We start from the raw sequence: 22,277 nt of genomic DNA on the forward strand, positions 1-22,277 counted from the left end.
TGCTGAGGCAACCGCTGTCAGCACAGCACGGCAGACTAGTCACGTGTACCTCGTTCTCGCGACTAGTGGCCGCACCCTCACCGCCACACGTGTGGATGCTGCGGGCGTGGTTATCGGCGAACTCGCTATTGACGACGTGGCCACGTTTGTTGCGCAGACTCACCGTGTGGAGCCCGCAATTCGTTGGGTCTGGCATGACACGGCAGCCTGGTATCCGGCACTCTTAGAGGCTCATGTGCGCGTGAATCGATGTTTCGACCTTCGGCTGTGTCACGCGATTCTGCGCAATTCCGTTTTCACTCGTGAATCAGCGCTGGCCAAAGCGCGATCCGGTCGTTGGGACGCTCTGGCTCAAGCTGGCCACACGGCGCCCGTCGATCACGTCTCCCCGCAGCACTCAACGCTGTTTGACTTTGACGACGACGATGCGGCGCAGGAGAGTGGGGAACTCGACGTTCTTGCCGAATTCTTGCGTCAACTCGATGCTGTCGCAACCTCGACTGAGGCAGGCCGCTTGCAGCGACTCCTTTCGGCCGAGTCGGCCGGCGCCCTTATCGCCGCCGAGATGCGCTGTGCGGGGCTCCCGTGGAGTGCGCAAGCGCATGATGAAATTTTGACCGAGATGCTCGGCGCGCGACCGAGCGTGGAGGGCGAAAGGCCGGCAAAGCTCCAGGCGCTTGTTGACGGTATTCGCACTCTGCTCGACTCCCCGCGATTAGCCCCAGAGTCTCCCGCTGAGCTCTTGCGGGCGTTGAGCGTTGCGGGCATTCAAGCCACGACAACACGGTCCTGGGAACTCAAGCAGCTCAAGCATCCGGTGATCGCGCCGCTTCTCGAGTTCAAGAAACTCCAACGTCTTATGACGGCCAATGGATGGTCGTGGCTTGACTCGTGGGTTGTTGACGGGCGTTTTCGTCCCGACTATGTTCCCGGCGGTGTCGTGACCGGTCGATGGGCGACCAGCGGTGGCGGCGCGCTGCAACTGCCGCATCTCATTCGCGGCGCGGTCAGGGCTGATCCGGGGTGGAAGTTTGTGGTGGCCGACGCGTCGCAGCTCGAGCCACGCATTCTGGCGGCGATGGCCGGTGACCGGGGGATGGTCGCGGCCGGCGCTTCTGGCGATCTCTACGAGGGCATCGTGGCCAGTGGTGCGGTTGACACTCGCGCCCACGCCAAGCTCGCGATGCTTGGCGCGATGTATGGGGCAACTTCGGGGGAGAGCGGTCGACTGATGCCTCGACTTTCGCGGGCTTACCCCCAAGCAATTGCGCTTGTCGAGCAGGCGGCGCGGGCGGGCGAACGCGGTGAAGTGGTAAGCACTCAGCTCGGTCGCAGTTCCCCTCCCGGCACTCATTCGGCGGCCTATGATGATTCACAGTCTCCGGCCCAGCGTGCGGCGGCGCAAGAACAGGGGCGCTCCTGGGGGCGCTTTACTCGTAACTTTATCGTGCAAGGAACCGCTGCCGAGTGGGCACTGTGCTGGATGGCGAGCATCCGCAATCGACTCGGCCAGCTTTCGGATGGCGCGTGGTTCACCGACGCACCACACCTCGTATTTTTCTTGCATGACGAAGTGGTGGTGCACGCTCCGGCCGAGCGTGCCGACAGCGTCGCCGAGCATGTGATCGCCGCGGCGGCGGACGCTGGTCGCCTCGTGTTTGGCGACATCCCCGTTACGTTTCCGCTCACGACGGCGATCGTTGATCGTTACGACCACGCCAAGTAGCGGTTATGCCGCAAGTAAAGACGCAGAGCGTTTATTCGCTCGAGAGCGCGGACGTGGCCGTCGCCGGTCGGCCCCGTTTTGGTTTCGTGAGGTTAAGGGGGAACGCATCCGCGAAGCCACGCTCCTGCGCTGTCGTTAGCGTGGACTCCACGTGATCAAGCCACTTCAGCTCTGCTTCAGCGTGTGCATAGAGTGAATCGCTGACGAGCTGTTCCGCAAACTGCGTGGCATCTCGAGCGTCCTCCCGCACTTCCGCAGTGAGGGAGAGCGCATCAACGGCGCCCCGCGTCGCCTGGCGCTGAGATGCAATGACCGCGTGCGCATCAACGCCGGGAAGCGTGACGGCGATCGCGAGCTTGATCGCCAGTTCGTCGCGGCTGACGGAGTAGCTGTCAACGGGGGTGGAAAGCCAGCGTTCCGCTTCGACTATTCCCGCGCCCGTAATCGTGTAATACGTCTGCTGAGACGAACCGGAGTCGTTGTCGATTGATGCAGGTGACTTTGCCACGAGATCATCGCGCACTAGCCGATCGAGAGTGTTGTAAATCTGACCGACGTTCAGCGACCATGTCGATCCGGTTCGTCGGTCGAATTCCGACCGTAGTTGATAGCCGTAGCACGGCCCTTGCGCCAAGATTGAGAGCAAGCTGTGGCGGATTGACATGCTAGACCTTCCGGGTAAAACGATACTGAGTATGTACAAACTGACCCTAGCGACGGGGTGGATGCTTGCCCGGTAGTCGTCGGTGTGTCGAGTTGTTCCGGCGGGCGTGGTCTCGCGAACCTCGCGACCTGACGAAAATCAGGCGGTGGATGAATGATGACGCGAGGCCGACACCGCCTCGCAGAATGTCCACAACTTTCCAGGAGTCTCTGGATGAATTGGACTCTTCGTACCCGATTTCGTGCAGACCGGCTCACGGCCTCATACTCAGGTGCGTGAGCGATGAACCAGCAGCTGCAGCAGCGACCAAGCCCGTCCCCGAGTCGATCAATGATCGCGAGTTCATACTGATGTCCTCGTCGGGAAGTGCCGTTTCGACGGCAGCACCCACTCGATTCCGCTATCACCAAGACGGCCAAATGATCTGGGGAGAGTACTACGGCGACACTGTTGCTGTCGGCAGGGTCGTAGGTCGCCGTGACGGTGACGTACTGACGCTCCATTTCGCGCATCGTTTGGCAGCGAGCGACGAAGTTGTCCTTGGCGGCGCGCAGAGCACAATACGCTGGGGCGCCAACGGTGCTTTGGAGTTGTATGAAACCTTCGAGAAAAACGGTGAGCAACAGGTGAGCCTGTGCATCGAAGCCGATCGTTTTGCCGCCTGGCCAGCACTCGATCCAGCGCGTCGCAGCGAACCAGTGCTCGATGGCACGACCTTTATCCTCGAAGAATCGACAGCGAGCACTGTGAGTGCTGAACCAACACGGTTCGAATTCGACGAAAACTCTGGCGTCGTCTGGGGCTTTTACTTCGGTGACACCGTTAGCGCCGGGCGCTGTGTTGGCCGGTACCGTGACGGCGTTCTCGATGAGTTCTTCGTCCACCACGTCATCGCCAGCGACGAAACTCTGCTTGGCGACAGCAGCACTACCCTCGGGCGACGAGCAGATGGTCGCCTTGATCTCACTGAGAAATTCGTTCTCGATGGGGTGCCGGGCATGAGCGTATGCGTTCAGGTCGTTTAGCGCGTTAGTTGTTGAGCCCTGCCCGGTTGGGGTCGGCGCGCGTGAAGCGGGTGAGGCCCAGTTGCGCGGGTTCTTGAGCTCGCACCGGCAGGTCTGATGGCAGCAGGTATGGTCGCTGGAACACCTCATCGAGAACAAGCACCGTTTCCAGTGACTTCACTTCGGGGAGCACCGAAAGCACTCCAACAATGAAGTCGTGAATCGCGCCGACTTCATGCCCGCGGATGACTAGCATCGCGTCATGCTCGCCAGTAGTGATGCGACAAGATTCAATCTCGGTCATGCTGGTGATGCGGTCGCGAAAACTGGCCCAGGTCTGCGGATGCACGGAAAGAAACACGAGTGCGCAGATGCCCAGCCCCGTCTTGGCGGGATCGACTTGCGCGCTGAATCCGGTGATCACTCCGTCAGACATGAGTTGCTCAACACGGGTATACACATTCGCCCGGGAGACGTTTACCTTCTCCGCGAGAGCCGACATTGATATTCGTCCGTTATAGCGGAGCTCATTCAATATCTTCAGGTTGATCTCATCCAAAACGGGCTGTGATTGTCCAGTTGAGGGTGAACCGGCGGGGGCTTTGCTGGACATATTGTTCGAAGTCCTTCTCATGTTTGACGCTACGGGTGACCAATGACTGCTTTGATTGGACAGACTAGCGGGAATTGTGGCAATCTCAACCCAAGCCGTCCAGAGGCTGTTTTACAACAACCAAGGAGTTCCCTTTGCGCACACAGTTCCGCTACGTAGCGGCCGCGTTCGGACTAACTGCATCGCTGGCACTCGCCGGTTGCGCTGCAGCAGCCCCCGAAGTAAGCGACAGCATCGTTATTGACACCGCATTCACGCTCGAGACCAGCGACCCAGGCCGCAACTACGTTCCCACCGGGTACATGGTGTCGAAGGCGCTCTACGAGACGCTCCTCGACTTCGCAGGCTCTGACGAGTCAACGCCGGTTTCCGGCCTCGCGTCCTTCGAAGCGAATGACGATGCAACGGTCTTCACCTTCACGCTCGAAGATGGTCGCGTCTTCTCCGATGGCTCAGCGATCACAGCAGACGATGTTGTTTTCTCGCTCAACCGCGTCGCGGGAATGACCGAGAGCAAGGCGAACTTCTTGATGAACGGCATCACCGTCACCAAGATCGACGACATGACCGTTGAGCTCAGCACTGAGACCCCGTCGCTCAAGCTCCCGGCTCTCATGACCAACCCGTCGCTCGCCATCCTGAACTCGAAGCTCGTCATGGAGAACGGTGGAACGACCGATGACTCGGATGCTGCTGAAGCATTCTTGAATGAGACGTCGGCTGGTTCCGGTCCGTACATCCTCGACACCGTCAACTTCGAGTCGCAGGTAGTTCTTACCGAAAACGAGAACTACAACGGTGAAGAAGATATCGACTTCACTCGTGTTGTGATCCGCAACGTTTCCGAGGCCGCCACCCAGAAGATCAACCTTGAGGGCGACGACTCTCAGGTAGCCGTTGACCTCAGCGGTGACCAGGTCGCCAGCTTGAGCGACAGCATCAACGTCTTCTCGACTCCGTCGGCACAGACAATCTTCCTGCTAATCAACCAGAGCGAAGAAGTGGGTGGAGTTACCTCCAACCCTGATTTCGCCAACGCGGTCCGCTACGCCCTCGACTACCCGGCGCTGCTTGAACTTGCTGGTGCAGGATCAGAGCAGGCAACCGGCGTCATCCCGCCGTCGTTCCTCGGCGCGCTGGAGAACGGTGTAGACCAGGATCTCGACGTTGCAGCAGCATCGCTCGAGGCATCCGGATACAACGGGGAGAGCATCACGCTCGAATACCCGAATGACTACCCCGTTGGTGGTGTGAGCTTCACCCCACTGGCTGAGCGCATCCAGTCGCAGCTTGCGGATGCGGGAATCACCATCGAGCTCGCTCCGGCGCCGTTCACGACCCAGATCGACAGCTACGTCAACGGAACCGAAGCCTTCAGCATCTGGTTCTGGGGCCCCGACTACGCCGACTCCGCTAACTTCCTGCCATTCTCGGCTGGGCAGAAGGTTGGACTGCGCGCTGGTTGGACCGCTGAGCAAGACACCGACGTGGTAAACCTTGCGTCGGCGGCAGAGAACTCGACCAGCTTCGAGGAGCGCGAAACTGCGTTCAGCAACTTCGCTGAGGCCCTGCAGCAGCGCGGTCCGTTCGTTCCTTTGATCGTTCCCGGCTCGAACATTGCGACTGCTTCGTACATTGAGGGAGTTGCCTACAACTCCACGTGGACGATGGACATCGCTGAACTGCAAGCTAAGTAGAAAGAATCTCTAGCGTGGGAAACACACCCCGCGCGACTCGCAGGTACTCGGCCAGATCACCTCTGGTCGGGTACCTGCTTCGTCGCCTCGGAACCTCAGTCCTGCTCCTCTTTGGAGTCACTATCGTCACGTTCGCTCTCGCGAACCTTGTGCCGGGTGACCCCATTGCGGCCGCGCTCGGTGAAGGGGCGGCGAGCAATCCCGCCACCGTCGAGGCGTATATTCAGGAACGCGGCCTTGATCAGCCGCTTCCCGTTCAGTACGCCACCTACATCGGTGGTCTGTTCCAGGGCGACATGGGTATTTCGTTGCGTACGACCCAGCCCGTGGCCGACGACCTTGCCAAGGCAGTTCCGGCCACTGTCGAAATCGCACTGCTCGCCATCATCGTCAGCCTCGGCATCGGTGTTGCTCTCGGCTCGCTTGCGGCCTACCGCCGCGGCAAGATCAGCGACCAACTCGTTCGCGTGTTCTCTCTGATCGGCCTCAGCATCCCGACTTTCTGGATGGCGCTGGTTAGCTTCAACTTCTTCTTCCTTCAATTGCGCATCGCGCCTGGTTCGGGGCGGCTCTCGCCCGCGTTAGCGCCGCCGCCTACCGTGACCGGTTTCTACACGGTGGATTCGCTCCTCGATGGCCAGTGGGTTACTTTCACGGATGCGCTCGCGCACCTCATGCTTCCCGTTTTCGTTTTGTCGCTCTTCACTATCGGCCTCCTGACGCGATTCGTGCGCACTTCTGTTCTTGAGGTTCTCGACGCCGACTATGTGCGCGCCGGTCGCGCAAAGGGGCTCAGCGGCCCACGCCTGCTCTTCGGCTACGTGCTGCGCGGAGCTTCGCTGCCAATTCTCACGATCGTCGGTCTCGCGTTCGGAACGCTGCTCTCGGGCACAGTGCTTGTGGAAGCAGTATTCGCGTGGCCAGGCCTCGGCAGCTACGCCTATAACTCGGCAACCAGCCTCGATCTTCCCGGTGTCATGGGCGTCGGTCTCGTCGTTGGCGTTGTCTACCTGTCTATCAATTTCGCCGTCGACCTTCTTTACGGTGTACTCGACCCGAGGGTGAGGCTCGCATGAGAAAACGTTGGCTAAAGATTCCTGCCGCGTGGATAACTCCGCTCGGTGTCATTGGTGCTGTTATTGCTCTCGCGTGGGTGGGCATCGCGTTCACGGCGCGGGCGTGGGTTCCTTTTGATCCACTGTCGCAAGACCTGCCACGGCTTCAGGCTCCCGGCATCGACACCCTCATGGGAACGGATGCTCTCGGTCGCGACATCTTCTCGCGCTTGATGACCGGCGCTGGCGTCACCATCCCGCTTGCGCTCATGCTCGTGCTCATGTCGCTTGCCGTCGGCACCCTCATCGGCGCAATCGCCGGCTACTTCGGCAAGTGGGTCGATGAGTTGCTTATGCGTCTCACGGACCTCGTGATGGCGTTCCCCACGGTTATCCTCGCTATGGTCGTCGCCGCGGCCCTTGGCCCGTCGCTCTTCAACGCGGTAATCGCAGCCTTCGTGGTCTCGTGGCCGCAATATGCGCGAATGACGCGAAGTATTGTGTTGGGGCTTCGAACCCAGAACTACGTCATGGCAGGTCGCCTGATGGGCTTCTCGCCGTTCAAAACTTTGCGCGTCGACATTGCGCCGAACGTGGTTGGCCCGATTCTTGTTCTCGCGAGCCTCGACGTGGGAACAGCAATCCTGTTGCTCTCCGGTCTCTCCTTCCTAGGGCTCGGCGCTCAACCGCCAACAGCAGAGTGGGGTTCCATGATCTCTGCGGCCATCCAAAACTTCGATAGCTGGTGGATCGGGTTGTTCCCTGGTCTGGCTATTCTCACCGTGGTTATGGCATTCAACTTCGTTGGCGACTCACTGCGAGACATCTTCGATCCCACTTCACAGGTCTCGCGAGCGGGGGCACGGTCATGATCGACGAAACACCATCAGAAGTCGCGGATGCCGCAGCTGCCGCCTCAACGCCAGTACTCACGGTCGACGGTCTCACGATCGGCATCGGCTCTCGCAAAAACCTGAAGTCCATCGTTAAGGGCATCAGCCTCGCACTCACCCCCGGACGTATTCAAGGGCTCGCGGGGGAGTCGGGCTCGGGCAAGACGATCACGTCGCTCGCGATGTTGGGTTTGTTGCCAAGCAACGCGGTCGTTGGCGGTTCTATCCGTCTGACTGATCCCGAGCGCGGTGACACCGAACTGGTCGGGATGTCGCACCGTCAGCTGAACGAGATTCGTGGCCGTCGCATCGCGATGATCTTCCAGGATCCCTCGTCGAGCCTGCACCCGCAACTCACAGTAGGTACGCAACTCACTGACCATGTGAAGCGTCATCTGAAGATGTCGTCAAAGCAAGCGCGGGCGCATGCGATTGTGTTGCTGGACCGGGTTCGCGTTCCGAATCCGGCTGAGGCGCTCACTCGTTATCCGCACCAATTTTCGGGCGGGCAACGGCAACGTATCGCCATCGCGATCGCTTTGGCGTGTGACCCGATCGTCTTGTTGGCTGACGAACCCACAACCGCGCTCGACGTGACTGTTCAGGCGGGCATCTTGCACTTGCTGCGCGACTTGGCTGATGAGCGCCAGCTCGCGGTTCTGCTCGTTACCCATGATCTTGGTGTCATGAGTGCTATCGCCGATGACATTGCGGTGATGCGTCACGGTGAAGTCGTCGAGTCGAATGTGCGCCGCGAAATTTTCGCTAACCCGCAGCACGCTTACACGCGTGAGCTGCTCGCGTCGCTTCCGGGCGCCGCAGGCTTCGAGGAGACAACCGAATGACTGAACTGCTTGAGGTCTCAGACCTCGTCATTGAGTACCACGGCGCTACTGTCGTTCGTGCTGTCGACGAGGTATCGCTCACGATTGCTCCCGGCGAAGTGCTGGCCCTCGTGGGGGAGAGCGGTTGTGGCAAGTCGAGTCTCGCGCGAGCTGTCGTCGGCATGGAGAAGCCGCGTGCCGGTTCCGTCACCTATCGGGGTTCAGAAGTTCCTCTGCTGGGTGTTCGTCGCCGTCGCGCGCAGTTCACGTCGATCCAAATGGTGTTCCAGGACCCGAACTCGTCGCTCAACCCTCGTATTCGGGTTGGGCAACAGATCGCTGAAGGCATCCGTGCCGCGGTGGAACGCGGCGACGAAGGTTCTCAGCCAGAAGAGTGGCTCGAACGCGTCGGGCTTCCCACCGAGATGGTCTCGCGCTACGCGCACGAACTGTCGGGTGGCCAGCGTCAACGCGTCGCTATCGCGCGCGCTTTGGCTGCACGCCCCGATCTGCTCGTTGCTGACGAACCGATTTCCGCTCTGGATGCCTCGAGTCAGGCGTCTGTCGCTGACATGATGCGCAAGCTCGCGCTGGATGCCGGTGCCGGGTTGCTTTTCATCTCGCACGACCTCGCGATCGTGCGTCTAATCGCCGACCGCACTGTGGTGATGTATCGCGGAAAGATCGTCGAGTCTGGCGTTTCGGATCGCATCTGGAATGATCCTCTGCATCCATACACGCGCGCGCTGATCTCGGCGATTCCCGAGCCAGACGGTAAAGGAATTCTCCCCGCAGCCCCGGCGGCGGATGCGCCAGAAGAGTGGCGAAGCGACGTGCCTGCTGCAATCAACCGTTCGTGACGGAGGAGTTCTCTCATCGCTCGCGACCGGGAATCGCGGACGTGTGCTGGTTAACCTGTCGCCCATAGCCGGGCGGCTGAATCGTTAGCTACCCAGTGCGAGGTCAGGCGTTCGCGTGATGCCAAACTCATGCCGAAGCGCCGAACGAGCGGCATAGAACCCGCACAGTCCGTGCACCGCCGGACCAGGCGGAGTTGATGATGAAGCCAAGTAAATACCTTTAGCCGGAGTGCGCCACGGATCAGTCGACAGGACGGGCCGGGCGAGGAGCTGCGAAAGATTGACGGCGCCAGCGGAAAAGTCACCCCCGATGTAGTTGGGGTTGTAGCGCTCCAGTTCCGACGCGGTCATGTGATGCGAACCGATGATCAGGTCGCGGAAGCCAGGGGCAAAACGCTCAATCTGAGTGATAATTCGCTCGGTCATGTCAACCGTGGAGCCGCTGGGCACATGGGCGTACGCCCACACGACGTGCTTCCCTGCCGGTGCTCGGCTCGGATCGAGAATGGTGGGCTGAGATACGAGAACATACGGTGCTTCGGGGTGGATCCCGCGAGCAACTTCACTCTCGGAGTGAGCGATTTCTTCTCGAGTACCGCCAAGATGAACGGTGCCGGCGTTGCCCACCTCGGGATTGGTCCACGGTATCGGGCCGGAAAGCGCCAGATCTATTTTGGCCGCCGCATTCCCGTACCGGAAATTGCGTAGCGCTTTTCGGTAACGCGCTGGCAGCTGCTCGCCGGCGATACGGTCGAGTGCGCGAGCGGAAACATCGAGAAGTACCGCTTTCGATGCAGAGAACTGACTGATCGACTCCACCTCTGCGCCAGTGGTGATCGTGCCGCCGTGGGCCAACAAATCGGCGGCCATTGCATCAATAATTCCTTGACTGCCTCCGACAGGAACTGCCCAACCTCGTGCGTGAGCTTGCGCCCCGAGGAGGAGTCCAGCGCCGGCTGAGGAAGGCCGTGGCATGGGGCTGACCGAGTGTGCGCTGAGGCCAGCGAGCAGTGCAGGGGCGTGATCTTCACGAAAACGCATGTTCCAGGCTCGCGAGCCCTGCTCGAGCACTCGCATTCCAAAAGCTGCTGCGGCGATGGGGGATCGGGGAATTCGCAGCAGTTGGTTGCTCGTAAAGTCGGTGACACCGTCGATGCGATCAACGAGGGGTTTCATCAGACGATGCCAAGCCTTGCCATCGCGTCCAAGCGCGTCTGCGGTGCGGTCAAGGTCTCGGTAGGCGATCCCCGCCTCGCCCCTATCTAGCGGATGGGCGTACGAAATCTCCGGAACAATGAAGTCGAGCCGGTCGGTGAGCTGAAAGTCTTGGAAGAACGGTGAGGCGAGAGCCATGGGATGTACGGCAGAGCAGATGTCATGCCGAAAGCCGGGGAGGGTGATCTCTGCGGTGCGTGCGCCCCCGCCAATCGTGTCGTTGCGTTCGACGAGGTGAACGCTGAGTCCCGCTCGAGCCATTGTTACCGCGGCTGCGAGCCCGTTGGGGCCCGCTCCGACGACGACAACGTCCGTGTGGGTCACTGAGCACCTTTTCTTAGTGGAACGCTTCGAGACTACTAGCTCGGACGATCGCAGGGCTTCGCTTCCAACGCAGTTCTCGCAACAAGGTTCCCGCGGTAATGGCGCCCCGAGTTTGCAGAAAAGATGCCAAACTGTTGCGCATTCACTGTGTCGTCGGCGATAATGGCCAAAAGCGGTTCGCCGCACAATTTAATAGCTTGAGTGTCGTCACAGACACCGTTCATGGATCGATGGGGAAGTCGCATCCAAACGGAACGGAGATATCGTGACTGCACAAAACGCTCGCGGAGTGCTCTACGTGCACTCTGCTCCTCGCGCGCTCTGCCCACATATCGAGTGGGCAGCAGGTCGCGCCCTTGAACGTGCCGTGAACTTTTCATGGGACGATCAGCCGGTGCTCAAAGGCTCCCAACGTGCCGAGTTCTATTGGGAAGGCCCTCAGGGGTCTGGTGCTGTTCTCGCCTCTGCTCTTCGCGGTTGGGAACACCTCCGTTTCGAAATCACTGAAGACCCGTCTCCTGGTAGCGATGGCGGCCGCTGGATGCACACGCCCGATTTGGGGATCTTCTTTGCCCAGACTGACACTGTCGGCAACATGGTGATCCCGGAGGATCGGGTTCGCTACGCCATGGAAATTGCTGGTTCTGACGCGTTCGAGCTTCACCGCGAGCTACGGTTGGTGCTCGGTCAAGCGTGGGATGACGAACTCGAGTCTTTCCGGCACGCCGGTCAAGATTCCGCCGTTGTGTGGCTCCATAAGGTCGGATAGCGATGATCTCCGAACGCACGTCGGTGTCAGGGGCAATCACTGATACTCGGATTCCGCTCATCGAATGGGACGAGTGCATCGATGTCGTTCTGGACTCCGTTGATTCGCGGTTCGATGGCGAGTGCACGGCGCATGACGGATGCCGTTCAATCTCCTAACCCTTTATCGGAGCGATCCCTTCCGCTGACGGTTCGCTGCGAGCTTGGCTCTCAGCTAGCATCCAGCAGACTCCCGGCGTAGCGTTGCCTTGTGGCCGGAAGCGTTCGGGCACGGTTGCCACACAGGGCCGTCCCGAGGTCCTCGGACTCTGTCCTTCCGGCTGAAATAATTTCAGGATTCGGAAGGAACATTATGTCTAGGTTTGACGGAAAAGTAGTTCTCATTAGCGGCGGTGCTCGCGGTATGGGAGAGTCACACAGCCGAGCGGTCGTGGCGGAGGGTGGCAAAGTCGTCATCACCGACGTGCTTGATGCCGAAGGTCAGACTCTTGCCGATGAACTCGGCGAGAGTGCGGTCTATATTCACCTCGATGTCACCAAGGAAGAGGAGTGGAATGCGGCAGTGAAGCTGGCCGTTGACACCTTCGGTGGGCTCCACGTGTTGATCAACAATGCTGGCATTGTGAACTTCGGTACGCTCGACAGCTATACCGAAAGCGACTGGTCTCTCATTATCGGGATCAACCTCACCGGCGCGTTCCTCGGAATCAAGGCCGCCACACCCGAGCTGGTCAAAAACGATGCTTCATCAATCGTGAACATCTCCTCGACCGCCGGTATGCAGGGCTACGCTGCTCTGCACGGCTACACCGCCTCGAAGTTTGGTCTGCGTGGGCTCACCAAGTCCGTCGCAATGGAGCTCGGTTCGCAGGGTGTTCGGGTCAACTCGGTTCATCCTGGCGGAATCCGCACCCCCATGACAGACGGGCTGAGTATGGGCGATCCCGGAACGCCGATCAATCGTATTGGTGAGGCGGACGAAGTCACCAAGATGGTGCTTTTCCTTGCGAGCGACGACGCCAGCTTCTCCACCGGCTCCGAGTTCATCATTGATGGGGGAACCCTCGCCGGCGAAGGCGCAGTCAGCTAACGTCCCACTTTTCCCGGTGTGTCAGTGACGCTGCCGTGATTAACGAGCTATCGCCCGTCCGATCAATGATCGTGACGGGCGATAGCTCGTTAACGCCTCACTCCGCAGGGCGGGTGAAGCGTGCAAATTGCTAAATCGAGCGGAAGGCTGCGACAGCGTTGTGTCCGCCGAAGCCGAATGAGTTGCTGATGGCCAGCTGCGGACCGGTGCCGAGGTCGCGAGGCGACGTGACGACATCGAGCGGGATCGCGGGATCCTGCTCGGTGAGGTTGATCGTCGGGGGAGCGGTGCGGTGGTACAGCGCCAAGACGGTGAAGATCGCTTCGAGTGCTCCTGTACCGCCCAAGAGGTGGCCTGTGGCGCCTTTGGTGGCGGAGACCGGAATGTTGGGCAGGTGGTCACCGAAAATGCGCAGGAGCGCCTTGTACTCGGCGATGTCACCAACAGGCGTGCTCGTGGCGTGCGCGTTGATGTGCGTAACCTGATCGACGGTCGCGCCGGCTGCATCGAGCGCGTCGCGCACAGCGCGGGCTGCAGCAGTTCCCTCGGGGTCGGGGGCCGTGATGTGGAACGAGTCACTGGTGACGGCGCCACCGGCGAGTTCAGCATAAATACGGGCGCCGCGCGCGAGGGCATGCTCTTCGGTTTCGAGCACGAGCGTGGCCGCTCCTTCGCCGAGCACAAAGCCATCACGCGAAATGTCATAGGGACGTGAGGCGGTTGCGGGGTCGTCGTTGCGCTTCGACAGCGCCTGCATCGATGCGAAGGCAGCGATCGGCAACGGGTGAACAACGGCTTCAGTGCCACCGGCGATGACGACATCCGCCAGACCTGCCTGCAGGTGCGCGTAAGCGTTAGCGAGCGCTTCAGTGCTGGACGCGCACGCGGAAACATCAGTGCGGGCGTAGGCGCGAGACGGGATCGCCATGCTGATGGCTGCCGCAGCAGCGTTCGGCATGAGCATCGGAATTGTCATCGGCAATACACGACGGGGCCCCTTTTCGCGCAGGGTGTCCCACGCGTCGAGAAGGGTCCACAATCCACCGATGCCGGTGGAATAGTCAACGCCAATGCGCTCAGGGTCGACGTCGGGCGAACCCGCGTCTGCCCAAGCTTCACGGGCGGAAATCAGTGCGAATTGGCTCGAGGGATCGAGTCTCTTGTACTCGACACGCTCGAGAACTTCTTCGGGGCGTACTTTTGCCTGGGCAGCGAAGGTCACGGGGAGAGAATGCTCTGCAACCCAGTCTTGCTCGAGTGAGCGTGCGCCCGATTCGCCGGCGAGGAGGGCGTTCCACGACTCAGTCGCGGTTCCGCCGAGTGGCGTGGTGGCACCAATGCCAGTTACTACGATCTTTTTGGTCATTTCACGTTCCTTTTGAATACACGGCTTACGGAGTGCATGTGGTGCTGCGCGGAGGCCAACCGCAAATATGAGCGGTTGGCCGTCCGCGTGTAGCTGGTGCTACGCCTGAGCGTTGGTGATGAAGCTCACAGCGTCACCGACGGTCTTGAGGTTCTTGACCTCTTCGTCGGGGATCTTCACGTCGAACTTCTCTTCGGCGTTGACAACGATCGTCATCATCGAGATCGAGTCGATGTCGAGGTCGTCGGTGAACGACTTACCCATTTCAACTGTGTCGGTCGCGATGCCGGTCTCGTCGTTGATGAGCTCAGCCAGTCCGGCCATAACTTCTTCGGTGGACAGTGCCATGTTTTTCTCCTTGGGATGTAAATTGACCGTTAGCCAGTGTAGGCCAGCAGCTGCGTTTAGCGGGGTTACTACGGCAGAACGATTACTTGCGCGCCGAATACGAGACCGGCTCCAAAGCCGATCTGAAGTGCTAGGCCGCCGCTCAATTCGGGGTTTTCTTCGAGCAGACGGTGAGTCGCGAGCGGAATCGATGCGGCCGACGAGTTGCCCATGTCGGCAACATCGCGAGCGATCACGACAGACTCGGGCAGCTTCAGCTGCTTCGCGAACTCATCGATGATGCGCATGTTGGCCTGATGAGGGATGAACGCAGCAAGGTCTTCCGCGGTAATTCCCGCGACATCCAGTGCTTCTTTCGCTACTTTTGCCATGTCCCAGACAGCCCAGCGAAAGACGGTCTGGCCCTCTTGACGGAGGGTCGGCCACGCGGCGTCGCCCTCACGAAAGTCGACGAGCGTTGCATTCATTTTGATCGCGTCAGCCTTCGAGCCATCCGACCCCCACACTGGAGCCGAGATGCCGGGAGTGTCGCTCGGGCCGATAACAACGGCGCCGGCGCCATCAGCCAAAAGGAACGAGATGCTGCGGTCGGTGGGATCGACAATGTCAGAGAGCTTCTCGGCGCCGATCACGAGGGCGTATTTTGCGGCGCCAGCACGGATCAAGGCGTCGGCCTGGGTGACCGCGTAGCTGAAACCAGCGCAGGCGGCGTTCACGTCGTATGCCGCGGCAGGGTTGGCTCCCACACGGTCGGCGACAACAGCGGACATCGACGGCGTCTGCAGAACGTTGCTGATCGTCGCGATGATGACGAGGTCGATCGCCGACGGGTCGACGCCAGACTTCTCAATCGCTTCGCGCGCGGCATCCGTGGCGAGATCGACGGCGAGGATTCCCGCTGACGCGCGGCGGCGGGTGATCATGCCGGTGCGCTGCTGAATCCACTCATCGCTTGAGTCGATCGCTTCAACGAGCTGATTGTTGTCCACAATCAGGTCGCCGCGGGCAGCGCCATAACTGTAAATTTTGGTGAACTGTGCTCCGGCGGACTGGGTGAGGGTGGGTGCGGTCATGCGTTGGCCTCCATCAGGTCAAATGCTGCGGATAGATCGTCTGGTGTCTTCACAGCGACGGCCGGGATGCCCCGGAGCCCGCGCTTAGCGAGACCAACAAGTGCGCCTGCTGGCGCGAGTTCAATAATTCCGGTCACTCCGGCATCCGCTAGAGAGCCCATGGTGAGGTCCCAGCGCACCGGCGACGAAACCTGGCCAACGAGGAGGTCGACGTAGTGTGTCCCGCTCTCGATGACCGAACCATCGCGGTTCGTGTAAATCGGCAGTGTTGGGTCGTTCTTCGTGAGTCCAGCTGCCACGGTTTCGAGATGAGCAACTGCTGGCTGCATGTAGCGAGTGTGAAATGCTCCGGCAACTTGCAGCGGAATAACGCGTGTTCCCTTGAGGGGGTCCGCGGCCAGAGCAGCAAGAGCTTCGAGCGCTCCGGCTACGACAATCTGTCCGCCGCCGTTGAAGTTTGCGGCCTGCAGCCCGAGCTCGGCTAAACGCTCCAGTAGCGCTTCTTCATCGCCACCGATAACGGCTGACATGCCGGTCGACTCTTGCGCTGCGGCGGCGGCCATTGCGGCACCACGCTCCACCACGAAACGCATCGCATCGACTTCAGAGAGGATGCCGGATGCTGCAGCAGCAGTGATTTCTCCCACGGAATGCCCGGCAACCGCACCAATGTGCTTGCGACGGTCGCCCGCTGTTAGCGCGCTGAGCGTCAACAGGCCAGCCGCAACAATGAGTGGCTGAGCCACTGCGGTATCGCGGATGGTATCTGCGTCAGAAATAGTTCCGTGCTTGGCCAGATCAATGCCAGCAGCTTCAGAGATGGCACCGAGCTGCTCGCGCAGTGTGGCGTCTTCTAGCCACGGCTCAAGAAATCCTGGGGTTTGGGAGCCCTGTCCGGGCGCTACTACAACAATCACTTAGCTAGTTTGCCAATCTTTGTTCGGAACCGCTTGGATGACCCCACCAAACCTTGGGAGGATCATTGTGTGATTTCACCAAAAGACCACAGAAGCTAGTGCGAACGACCAGACTCGGGATCGGAAATTGATCCGACGATGAGGGCCGCCTGCAAAATCAGGGCCTCTCGGGCACCAGTCGCATCCCACCCAATAACTTCACTGACGCGTTTGAGGCGATAACGCACCGTGTTGGGGTGCACGAAGAGTTCACGCGCAGTGGCTTCAAGCGAGCGACCGTTATCGAGGTAACACCACAGAGTGGTCAAGAGGTCAGTGGAATGAGCCTGGAGGGGTTTGTAAATCTTGTTGATGAGAGTGGAGCGCGCAAGCGGATCGCCCGCGAAAGCTCGTTCGGGAAGGAGATCGTTCGCCATTGTCGGACGCGGTGCATTACGCCACGAGCGCGCTACAGCAAAACCGGCGAGAGCTGCTTTCGCGCTCTTCGACGCCTCTACCAGACTCGGAACTTCGGGGCCCAAAACCAGATGACCACTACCGAACCCGGGTTCTAACTGCTCAGCGATCGTGATGAACGGCAACGGCTCTTCGCCTTCGGCCTTTTCGGAACGAGGTGCGGCTCGGCCGATAACGAGCACGAGGCGCGATCCTTGAACCCCGATGAGCACATCGGCATCGAGGTGACGAGAGGTGCGACGCAATTGGTCGACGTCGAGCTGGCGTGGGGCAGTGCCAACCAAAACACAGACCTCACCGTGGCCATTCCACCCGAGAGCTGCGATGCGGCTGGGGAGTTCGTTGTCATATTCGCCGCTGAGGATTGAGTCAACGACGAGAGCCTCAAGTCGGGCATCCCATAGCCCGCGAGCCTCCGCTGCACGTGCGTACACATCTGCCGAAGCGAATGCGATCTCTCGCGAGTACAAAAGGATCGCTTCGCGCAAGACATCGTCATCTGCCTTCACCCGCGCCTCAACGACTTCGACCGTGATGCGAATCAACTGCAAAGTTTGTTGGAGCGAGACTGATCTCAGCAGCTCTCGAGGGGCTGCGCCAAAGACGTCGGCAGCGATCCACGGCGTTGTCGTTGGATCCTCGAACCAGCTAATAAAGCTGGTGATGCCAGCCTGTGCCACTAGTCCAACAGCGGACCGCCGCCCTGGAGGCATTTCGCCATACCAGGGCAGCGTGTCCTCAAGCTGCTTCAGGGTCGCTGTTGCGAGTTCGCCCGAAATAACACGCAACCAGGCGAGAGTCTGCGCCTTGGTCTTTTGTACCGGGGGGATGGTTGCGACCTAGCTTTCGCCGCCGGCAGAACCGGTGGTACCCGCATTGACGTCATGGAGGCTGTACTTCTCAATTGCTTGAGCGAGAACTGCTGGATCCATTTCGCCGCGCTTCACAAGCGACTGCAAAGTGCGAACAACCATCGAGTGGCTGTCGATCTTGAAGTAGCGTCGTGCAGCAGCGCGAGTGTCCGAGAAGCCGAAGTCATCGGCACCCAAGGTGGCAAAATCGCCGGGTACGAAGGCACGAATCTGGTCGGGAACCGCGTGCATGAAGTCCGTGAGGGCAACAAACGGTCCCTTTGCCTCAGCTAGTTTCGCTGTGACGTACGGCACTCGAGCTTCTTCGTTGGGATTGAGGAAGTTGAACTCCTCAGCGGCCAAACCGTCGCGACGCAATTCAGTCCACGATGTGACTGACCAAACATCAGCGGCGACACCCCAATCAGAGGCGAGCAGCCGCTGGGCTTCCAGCGTCCACGGAACGGCAACACCAGAAGCGAGCAATTGAGCTTTCGGACCAGTGATCGTCGGTGACGACAAGTGATAAATTCCCTTGAGCGCACCCTCAACGTCGAAATTCTCGGGCTCGGCCGGCTGAACGAGAGGCTCGTTGTACAACGTCAGGTAGTACATGACGTTGGGGTCTTCGTGCTCGCCCCCATACATGCGCTCGATACCCGCGCGCACGATGTGGCCCAGCTCGTAGCCGTACGCTGCGTCGTAGCTGACGACCGCAGGGTTGGTGGATGCCAGCAACAGGGAATGTCCGTCGGCGTGCTGCAGGCCTTCACCCGTCAGCGTTGTGCGACCAGCGGTTGCGCCCATGATGAATCCACGCGCCATCTGGTCACCAGCAGCCCACATGGCATCGCCAGTGCGCTGGAAACCAAACATCGAGTAGAAGACGTACACCGGTATCAGCGGCTCACCATTGGTGGCGTACGACGTGCCGACAGCGGTGAATGCCGCAAATGCTCCAGCCTCATTGATGCCGACGTGAACAATCTGGCCCTGCGGGCTTTCCTTATAGGCCAGCAATTGCTCGCGGTCTACCGAGGTGTAGTGCTGTCCGGCGGGGTTGTAGATCTTCGCAGTCGGGAAGTAAGCGTCCATGCCGAAAGTGCGTGCCTCATCCGGGATGATCGGAACGATGCGGTTACCAATGGACTTGTCACGCAGAAGATCCTTGAGCAGTCGAGCGAACGCCATCGTGGTGGCGATCTCCTGCTTGCCGGAGCCCTTCTTGACGACGTCGTAGGTCTTCGCATCTGGCAACTCGATGTGCGTGTGCTTGGTGCGACGCTCTGGCACATAGCCGCCCAGTTCGCGACGGCGCTCTTGCATGTACTGAATCGCCTCATCGTCCTCACCGGGGTGGTAGAACGGGGGCTGGTACGGATCTGCTTCGAGTGCGGCATCCGTAATCGGGATGTGCATTTCGTCACGGAACTTCTTGAGGTTATCGAGCGTCATCTTTTTCATCTGATGCGTCGCGTTGCGGCCCTCGAAGCTCGGACCAAGGCCATAGCCCTTGACAGTCTTCGCGAGGATGACAGTCGGTTGCCCCTTGTGCTCGCTTGCAGCCTTGAACGCGGCGTAAACCTTGCGGTAGTCGTGACCGCCGCGCTTAAGATTCCACACATCATCGTCCGAGAGGTGTTCAACCATCTTGAGCGTGCGCGGGTCGCGACCGAAGAAGTTCTCGCGAACGTAAGCGCCAGACTCTGCCTTGTATGTCTGGTAGTCACCATCGGGGGTGCGGTTCATGAGGTCGCGAAGAGCGCCCTCTGTGTCGTTGGCGAGCAGGTCATCCCACTCGCGGCCCCACACAACCTTGATAACGTTCCAGCCGGCACCGCGGAAGAAGCTCTCAAGCTCCTGAATGATCTTGCCGTTTCCGCGAACCGGGCCGTCGAGGCGCTGGAGGTTGCAGTTGATGACGAAGTTGAGGTTATCGAGGTTCTCGTTGGCTGCCCACTGAAGGGCTCCACGGCTCTCGACCTCATCCATTTCGCCGTCACCGAGGAATGCCCAGACTTGCTTGTCAGACACGTCCTTGATGCCACGGTTGCTGATGTATTTGTTGTTTTGTGCCTGGTAGATCGCGTTGATCGGGCCCAGACCCATCGAGACGGTCGGGAACTGCCAGAACTCGGGCATGAGGCGCGGATGCGGGTAGCTCGAGATGCCGTTCGGAGCCTGAGACTTCTCTTGACGGAAGCCCTTGAGCTGGTCTTCGCTCATGCGACCTTCGAGGAAGGCGCGAGCATACATGCCGGGGGAGGCGTGGCCCTGGTAGAAGATTTGGTCTCCACCAGATTCGTGGTCTGCGCCACGGAAGAAATGGTTGTGCCCTACTTCGTAGAGCGCGGCTGACGACGCGTAGGTGGAGATGTGACCGCCAACGCCGACGCCGGGGCGCTGGGCGCGATGCACAGTGATCGCTGCATTCCAGCGGATCCACGCACGGTAGCGACGCTCGAGTTTTTCGTCACCCGGAAAATCAGGTTCGTCTTCTTTTGCGATGGTGTTGATGTAGTCGGTGGTGGGAACCATCGGCACACCAAGGTGCAAATCTTTGGATCGCTTGAGCAAGCTGAGCATAATCTCGCGACCGCGCTCGTGGCCTTGTGCCGCGACGAGGGAGTCGAGTGATTCGTTCCACTCGGCGGTTTCTTCTGGGTCCTTGTCGGTGTTGGTTACCGAGTATGGGTCCTGGTCGTTTACCGTCACCGTTGACCTCTTTCGTGTAGAGAACAGAGTCCTGCGAGTCGAGTCACGACCGGGTTGCGGATGTGATGGGATCGACTACGCCCAACGATTCTAGTTGTCGGATGCGGCAACATTCGAACCGAGCGTTTTTCTCCCGTAATCGTGGGGCTTTCGTCGGTTCACCACAGAGAGGTTTCTCATGGCGATCGCGATCGGGGCTGCTGCCCCTGAATTTCAGTTGCGCAACCAGCACGGCCAGACCATCGTGTTGGGGGAGCTGCTTTCGCGACGTTCGGCGCTAATCGTGTTTATCCCCTTAGCCTTCTCGGCAATTTGTACTGACGAAGTTGCGCAGTTGAACCAGTGGCATGACATTGCGGCTAGCGCCGGGGTGGAGATTCTGGTGATCTCAGTCGACGCTATGGCGACGCTGCGAGCATGGGCAGATTCACAGAAGATTCAGCTGTCGCTGCTCTCCGACTTTTGGCCACATGGCGGTGTCGCCGAAGAATTCGGCGTTTTTCTTTCCAAGGAGGGGTTTGCGAGTCGGGTGAGTTTTTTGGTAGATCAAAGTGGAATCGTGCGCGATGTTATCGAGTCACCATTGGGCGAGGCGCGACAATTTGCTGACTACGAGCGCGCCATTGTGGCCTTAACTTCTGACCGATAGCTACGGTTTTGGGGAGAGCGTGAAACGAGCCCCAAGAATCCGTGTAGCATTATCGAGCGCTGCTTCGCATTGCGACGCTGCGGGCCTTTAGCTCAGCTGGTAGAGCGCCACGTTTACACCGTGGATGTCATCGGTTCGATCCCGGTAGGGCCCACCACAACAGAAAGCCCCCGTCAAGGACGGGGGCTTTCTGCATTCCCGCGGTCTTGTGGAGCCTCATCGCTGCGCCTCGGTGCAGTCCCTACGCTGCCATGTGGCTCCTCCCCGATAGAGTAACTAATGAGTCTTGTTCAGTTGGCATTCTTGCCAACGCTATCGAGCAATTGCGGAGGGGAAAGTTCGATGAAGAGTGCGAAGTTCCGCAGCAGTGCTGTGCACATCGCCATGACGGCAATACTCGTCATGATTCTGTCGAGTTGTTCCATAGTGCACGACGCAATAACCACGACTGGTGCAGAGGATGCTGCTGGGCTTACGCAAGCTGAAGTCGGCAAACTCTCCGTGAAGGAGCAGTTTGAGTTGGTTGAACAGCGCACCGAGCACCTACAAGAGCTGTTGACGGAAACCCAAGAACAGGTCAGTACTGATCAGTGGACCTGGGTTGTCAAAGGCGCGATCCCTAAAAGCGGAAATGGCGCTCCAGGTTCTGTCTCGGGATCGACGCGAGAGAACAGCTATTACCTAGAGGCGGTTCGGGCCGTCTATCAGGAAGGCGCCTCCGGAGCGCAAGAAGATATCGAGCCGATGCTGTCCTATTTCGAGTCCAAGGGCTGGGAGGCTTCGGTTGGCGAGCACACCGAAGGTCATGCGTACCTAGTACGCGCAGAGACCGGAGACGGTTATCGGCTGAACTATCGAGTTCAGCCCGATGGGTCCTACAGTGTTTCGGTCATCAGCGAAATGTTCTGGGGTGATTACACGGCGCTACTCGCGGCGGTAGCCGACCGCATTCCTGACGAAGCCGCTGATGTAGACGAGTCTTTGCCGGGGGTATATATTCCATTTCCTCAATGGGATGATCCGATCCACGCTCCGGACCTACTGAATCCATACTCCGGAGACGAATAGGGAACAATCGCTTCTCGACGTCTATCGCGCGTGCCAACACCGGCGGTGCTGGGTTCGCAGAAACAACCGCCGGCAGCGTGGCTAGGCCTCGTGCTCATATT

21 protein-coding genes and 1 tRNA gene are annotated in these 22,277 nt (G+C 59.7%); 13 read left to right on the top strand and 9 right to left on the bottom strand.

Annotated elements, in window-relative coordinates:
- Positions 1-43 precede the first annotated feature (43 nt).
- Positions 44-1,726, top strand: a complete 1,683-nt coding sequence (locus tag FFT87_RS08715) for a bifunctional 3'-5' exonuclease/DNA polymerase (RefSeq protein WP_219950770.1) — start codon at positions 44-46, stop codon at positions 1,724-1,726.
- A gap of 31 nt (positions 1,727-1,757) precedes the next feature.
- On the opposite strand, the gene FFT87_RS08720 is transcribed toward FFT87_RS08715, so the two are convergent.
- Complete coding sequence (locus FFT87_RS08720; RefSeq protein WP_219948363.1) at positions 1,758-2,390, bottom strand: PadR family transcriptional regulator; 633 nt, start codon at positions 2,388-2,390, stop codon at positions 1,758-1,760.
- Between the two features lie 275 nt (positions 2,391-2,665).
- On the opposite strand from FFT87_RS08720, the gene FFT87_RS08725 reads away from it, so the two are divergent.
- Complete coding sequence (locus tag FFT87_RS08725) at positions 2,666-3,415, top strand: hypothetical protein (RefSeq protein ID WP_255558973.1); 750 nt, start codon at positions 2,666-2,668, stop codon at positions 3,413-3,415.
- A gap of 4 nt (positions 3,416-3,419) precedes the next feature.
- Here the strand turns inward: FFT87_RS08725 and FFT87_RS08730 are convergent, their stop codons facing one another.
- Positions 3,420-3,896: an Lrp/AsnC family transcriptional regulator gene (locus tag FFT87_RS08730; RefSeq protein ID WP_255558974.1), complete on the bottom strand. Its 477-nt coding sequence runs from the start codon at positions 3,894-3,896 to the stop codon at positions 3,420-3,422.
- 245 nt (positions 3,897-4,141) lie between these two features.
- Here FFT87_RS08730 and FFT87_RS08735 point away from each other — a divergent pair, with 245 nt between their 5' ends.
- Genes FFT87_RS08735 through FFT87_RS08755 form a run of 5 tightly spaced genes read left to right on the top strand, consistent with a single transcriptional unit; the run spans position 4,142 to position 9,336 of the window.
- On the top strand, positions 4,142-5,704 hold the full coding sequence (locus FFT87_RS08735) for an ABC transporter substrate-binding protein (protein WP_219948366.1): 1,563 nt from the start codon (positions 4,142-4,144) through the stop codon (positions 5,702-5,704).
- A 14-nt stretch (positions 5,705-5,718) separates the two neighbouring features.
- Positions 5,719-6,780: an ABC transporter permease gene (locus FFT87_RS08740; protein ID WP_219948367.1), complete on the top strand. Its 1,062-nt coding sequence runs from the start codon at positions 5,719-5,721 to the stop codon at positions 6,778-6,780.
- Positions 6,777-7,631, top strand: a complete 855-nt coding sequence (locus FFT87_RS08745) for an ABC transporter permease (protein ID WP_219948368.1) — start codon at positions 6,777-6,779, stop codon at positions 7,629-7,631. The genes FFT87_RS08740 and FFT87_RS08745 overlap by 4 nt, the downstream gene beginning before the upstream one ends.
- Positions 7,628-8,497, top strand: coding sequence for an ABC transporter ATP-binding protein (locus FFT87_RS08750; protein WP_219948369.1), 870 nt, complete (start codon positions 7,628-7,630; stop codon positions 8,495-8,497). The genes FFT87_RS08745 and FFT87_RS08750 overlap by 4 nt, the downstream gene beginning before the upstream one ends.
- Positions 8,494-9,336 (top strand): ABC transporter ATP-binding protein, encoded by an 843-nt coding sequence (locus FFT87_RS08755; protein WP_219948370.1) that lies wholly within the window; start codon positions 8,494-8,496, stop codon positions 9,334-9,336. Before FFT87_RS08750 ends, FFT87_RS08755 begins: the two co-directional genes overlap by 4 nt.
- An 84-nt stretch (positions 9,337-9,420) precedes the next feature.
- On the opposite strand, the gene FFT87_RS08760 is transcribed toward FFT87_RS08755, so the two are convergent.
- Positions 9,421-10,875 (bottom strand): NAD(P)/FAD-dependent oxidoreductase, encoded by a 1,455-nt coding sequence (locus FFT87_RS08760; protein ID WP_255558975.1) that lies wholly within the window; start codon positions 10,873-10,875, stop codon positions 9,421-9,423.
- 265 nt (positions 10,876-11,140) lie between these two features.
- On the opposite strand from FFT87_RS08760, the gene FFT87_RS08765 reads away from it, so the two are divergent.
- From FFT87_RS08765 to FFT87_RS08775, 3 genes are all read left to right on the top strand, one after another.
- Complete coding sequence (locus FFT87_RS08765) at positions 11,141-11,644, top strand: DUF3145 domain-containing protein (protein WP_219948371.1); 504 nt, start codon at positions 11,141-11,143, stop codon at positions 11,642-11,644.
- 2 nt (positions 11,645-11,646) lie between these two features.
- Positions 11,647-11,802, top strand: coding sequence for a hypothetical protein (locus FFT87_RS08770; RefSeq protein WP_219948372.1), 156 nt, complete (start codon positions 11,647-11,649; stop codon positions 11,800-11,802).
- 193 nt (positions 11,803-11,995) lie between these two features.
- Positions 11,996-12,733: an SDR family oxidoreductase gene (locus FFT87_RS08775; RefSeq protein WP_219948373.1), complete on the top strand. Its 738-nt coding sequence runs from the start codon at positions 11,996-11,998 to the stop codon at positions 12,731-12,733.
- A 130-nt stretch (positions 12,734-12,863) separates the two neighbouring features.
- Here FFT87_RS08775 and FFT87_RS08780 read toward each other — a convergent pair whose 3' ends face one another.
- From FFT87_RS08780 to aceE, 6 genes are all read right to left on the bottom strand, one after another.
- Positions 12,864-14,099 (bottom strand): beta-ketoacyl synthase, encoded by a 1,236-nt coding sequence (locus FFT87_RS08780; RefSeq protein WP_219948374.1) that lies wholly within the window; start codon positions 14,097-14,099, stop codon positions 12,864-12,866.
- Between the two features lie 99 nt (positions 14,100-14,198).
- Positions 14,199-14,447, bottom strand: a complete 249-nt coding sequence (locus FFT87_RS08785; protein WP_010202791.1) for an acyl carrier protein — start codon at positions 14,445-14,447, stop codon at positions 14,199-14,201.
- 68 nt (positions 14,448-14,515) lie between these two features.
- Complete coding sequence (locus FFT87_RS08790; protein ID WP_219948375.1) at positions 14,516-15,520, bottom strand: beta-ketoacyl-ACP synthase III; 1,005 nt, start codon at positions 15,518-15,520, stop codon at positions 14,516-14,518.
- Positions 15,517-16,437: an ACP S-malonyltransferase gene (locus FFT87_RS08795; protein WP_219948376.1), complete on the bottom strand. Its 921-nt coding sequence runs from the start codon at positions 16,435-16,437 to the stop codon at positions 15,517-15,519. Before FFT87_RS08795 ends, FFT87_RS08790 begins: the two co-directional genes overlap by 4 nt.
- Positions 16,438-16,532: 95 nt before the next feature.
- Positions 16,533-17,681 carry a CdaR family transcriptional regulator gene (locus tag FFT87_RS08800; RefSeq protein WP_255558976.1) on the bottom strand — a complete coding sequence of 383 codons (1,149 nt, stop codon included), beginning with the start codon at positions 17,679-17,681 and terminating at the stop codon, positions 16,533-16,535.
- A gap of 51 nt (positions 17,682-17,732) precedes the next feature.
- The gene (gene aceE / locus FFT87_RS08805; protein WP_219948377.1) at positions 17,733-20,459 is read right to left on the bottom strand and encodes a pyruvate dehydrogenase (acetyl-transferring), homodimeric type; all 2,727 of its coding nucleotides are present in this window, start codon (positions 20,457-20,459) and stop codon (positions 17,733-17,735) included.
- A 178-nt stretch (positions 20,460-20,637) separates the two neighbouring features.
- Between aceE and FFT87_RS08810 the strand changes: the two genes are divergently transcribed.
- The 3 genes from FFT87_RS08810 (at position 20,638) to FFT87_RS08820 (ending at position 22,176) form a co-directional block, all read left to right on the top strand.
- Positions 20,638-21,108, top strand: coding sequence for a redoxin domain-containing protein (locus tag FFT87_RS08810; RefSeq protein ID WP_219948378.1), 471 nt, complete (start codon positions 20,638-20,640; stop codon positions 21,106-21,108).
- An 81-nt stretch (positions 21,109-21,189) separates the two neighbouring features.
- Positions 21,190-21,265 (top strand) — tRNA-Val (locus FFT87_RS08815).
- A gap of 185 nt (positions 21,266-21,450) precedes the next feature.
- Entirely contained in the window at positions 21,451-22,176 is a 726-nt protein-coding gene (locus FFT87_RS08820) for a hypothetical protein (RefSeq protein WP_219948379.1), read from the top strand.
- Positions 22,177-22,277: the final 101 nt, after the last annotated feature.

The organism is Salinibacterium sp. M195 (assembly GCF_019443965.1).
Taxonomy (GTDB): Bacteria; Actinomycetota; Actinomycetes; order Actinomycetales; family Microbacteriaceae; genus Rhodoglobus.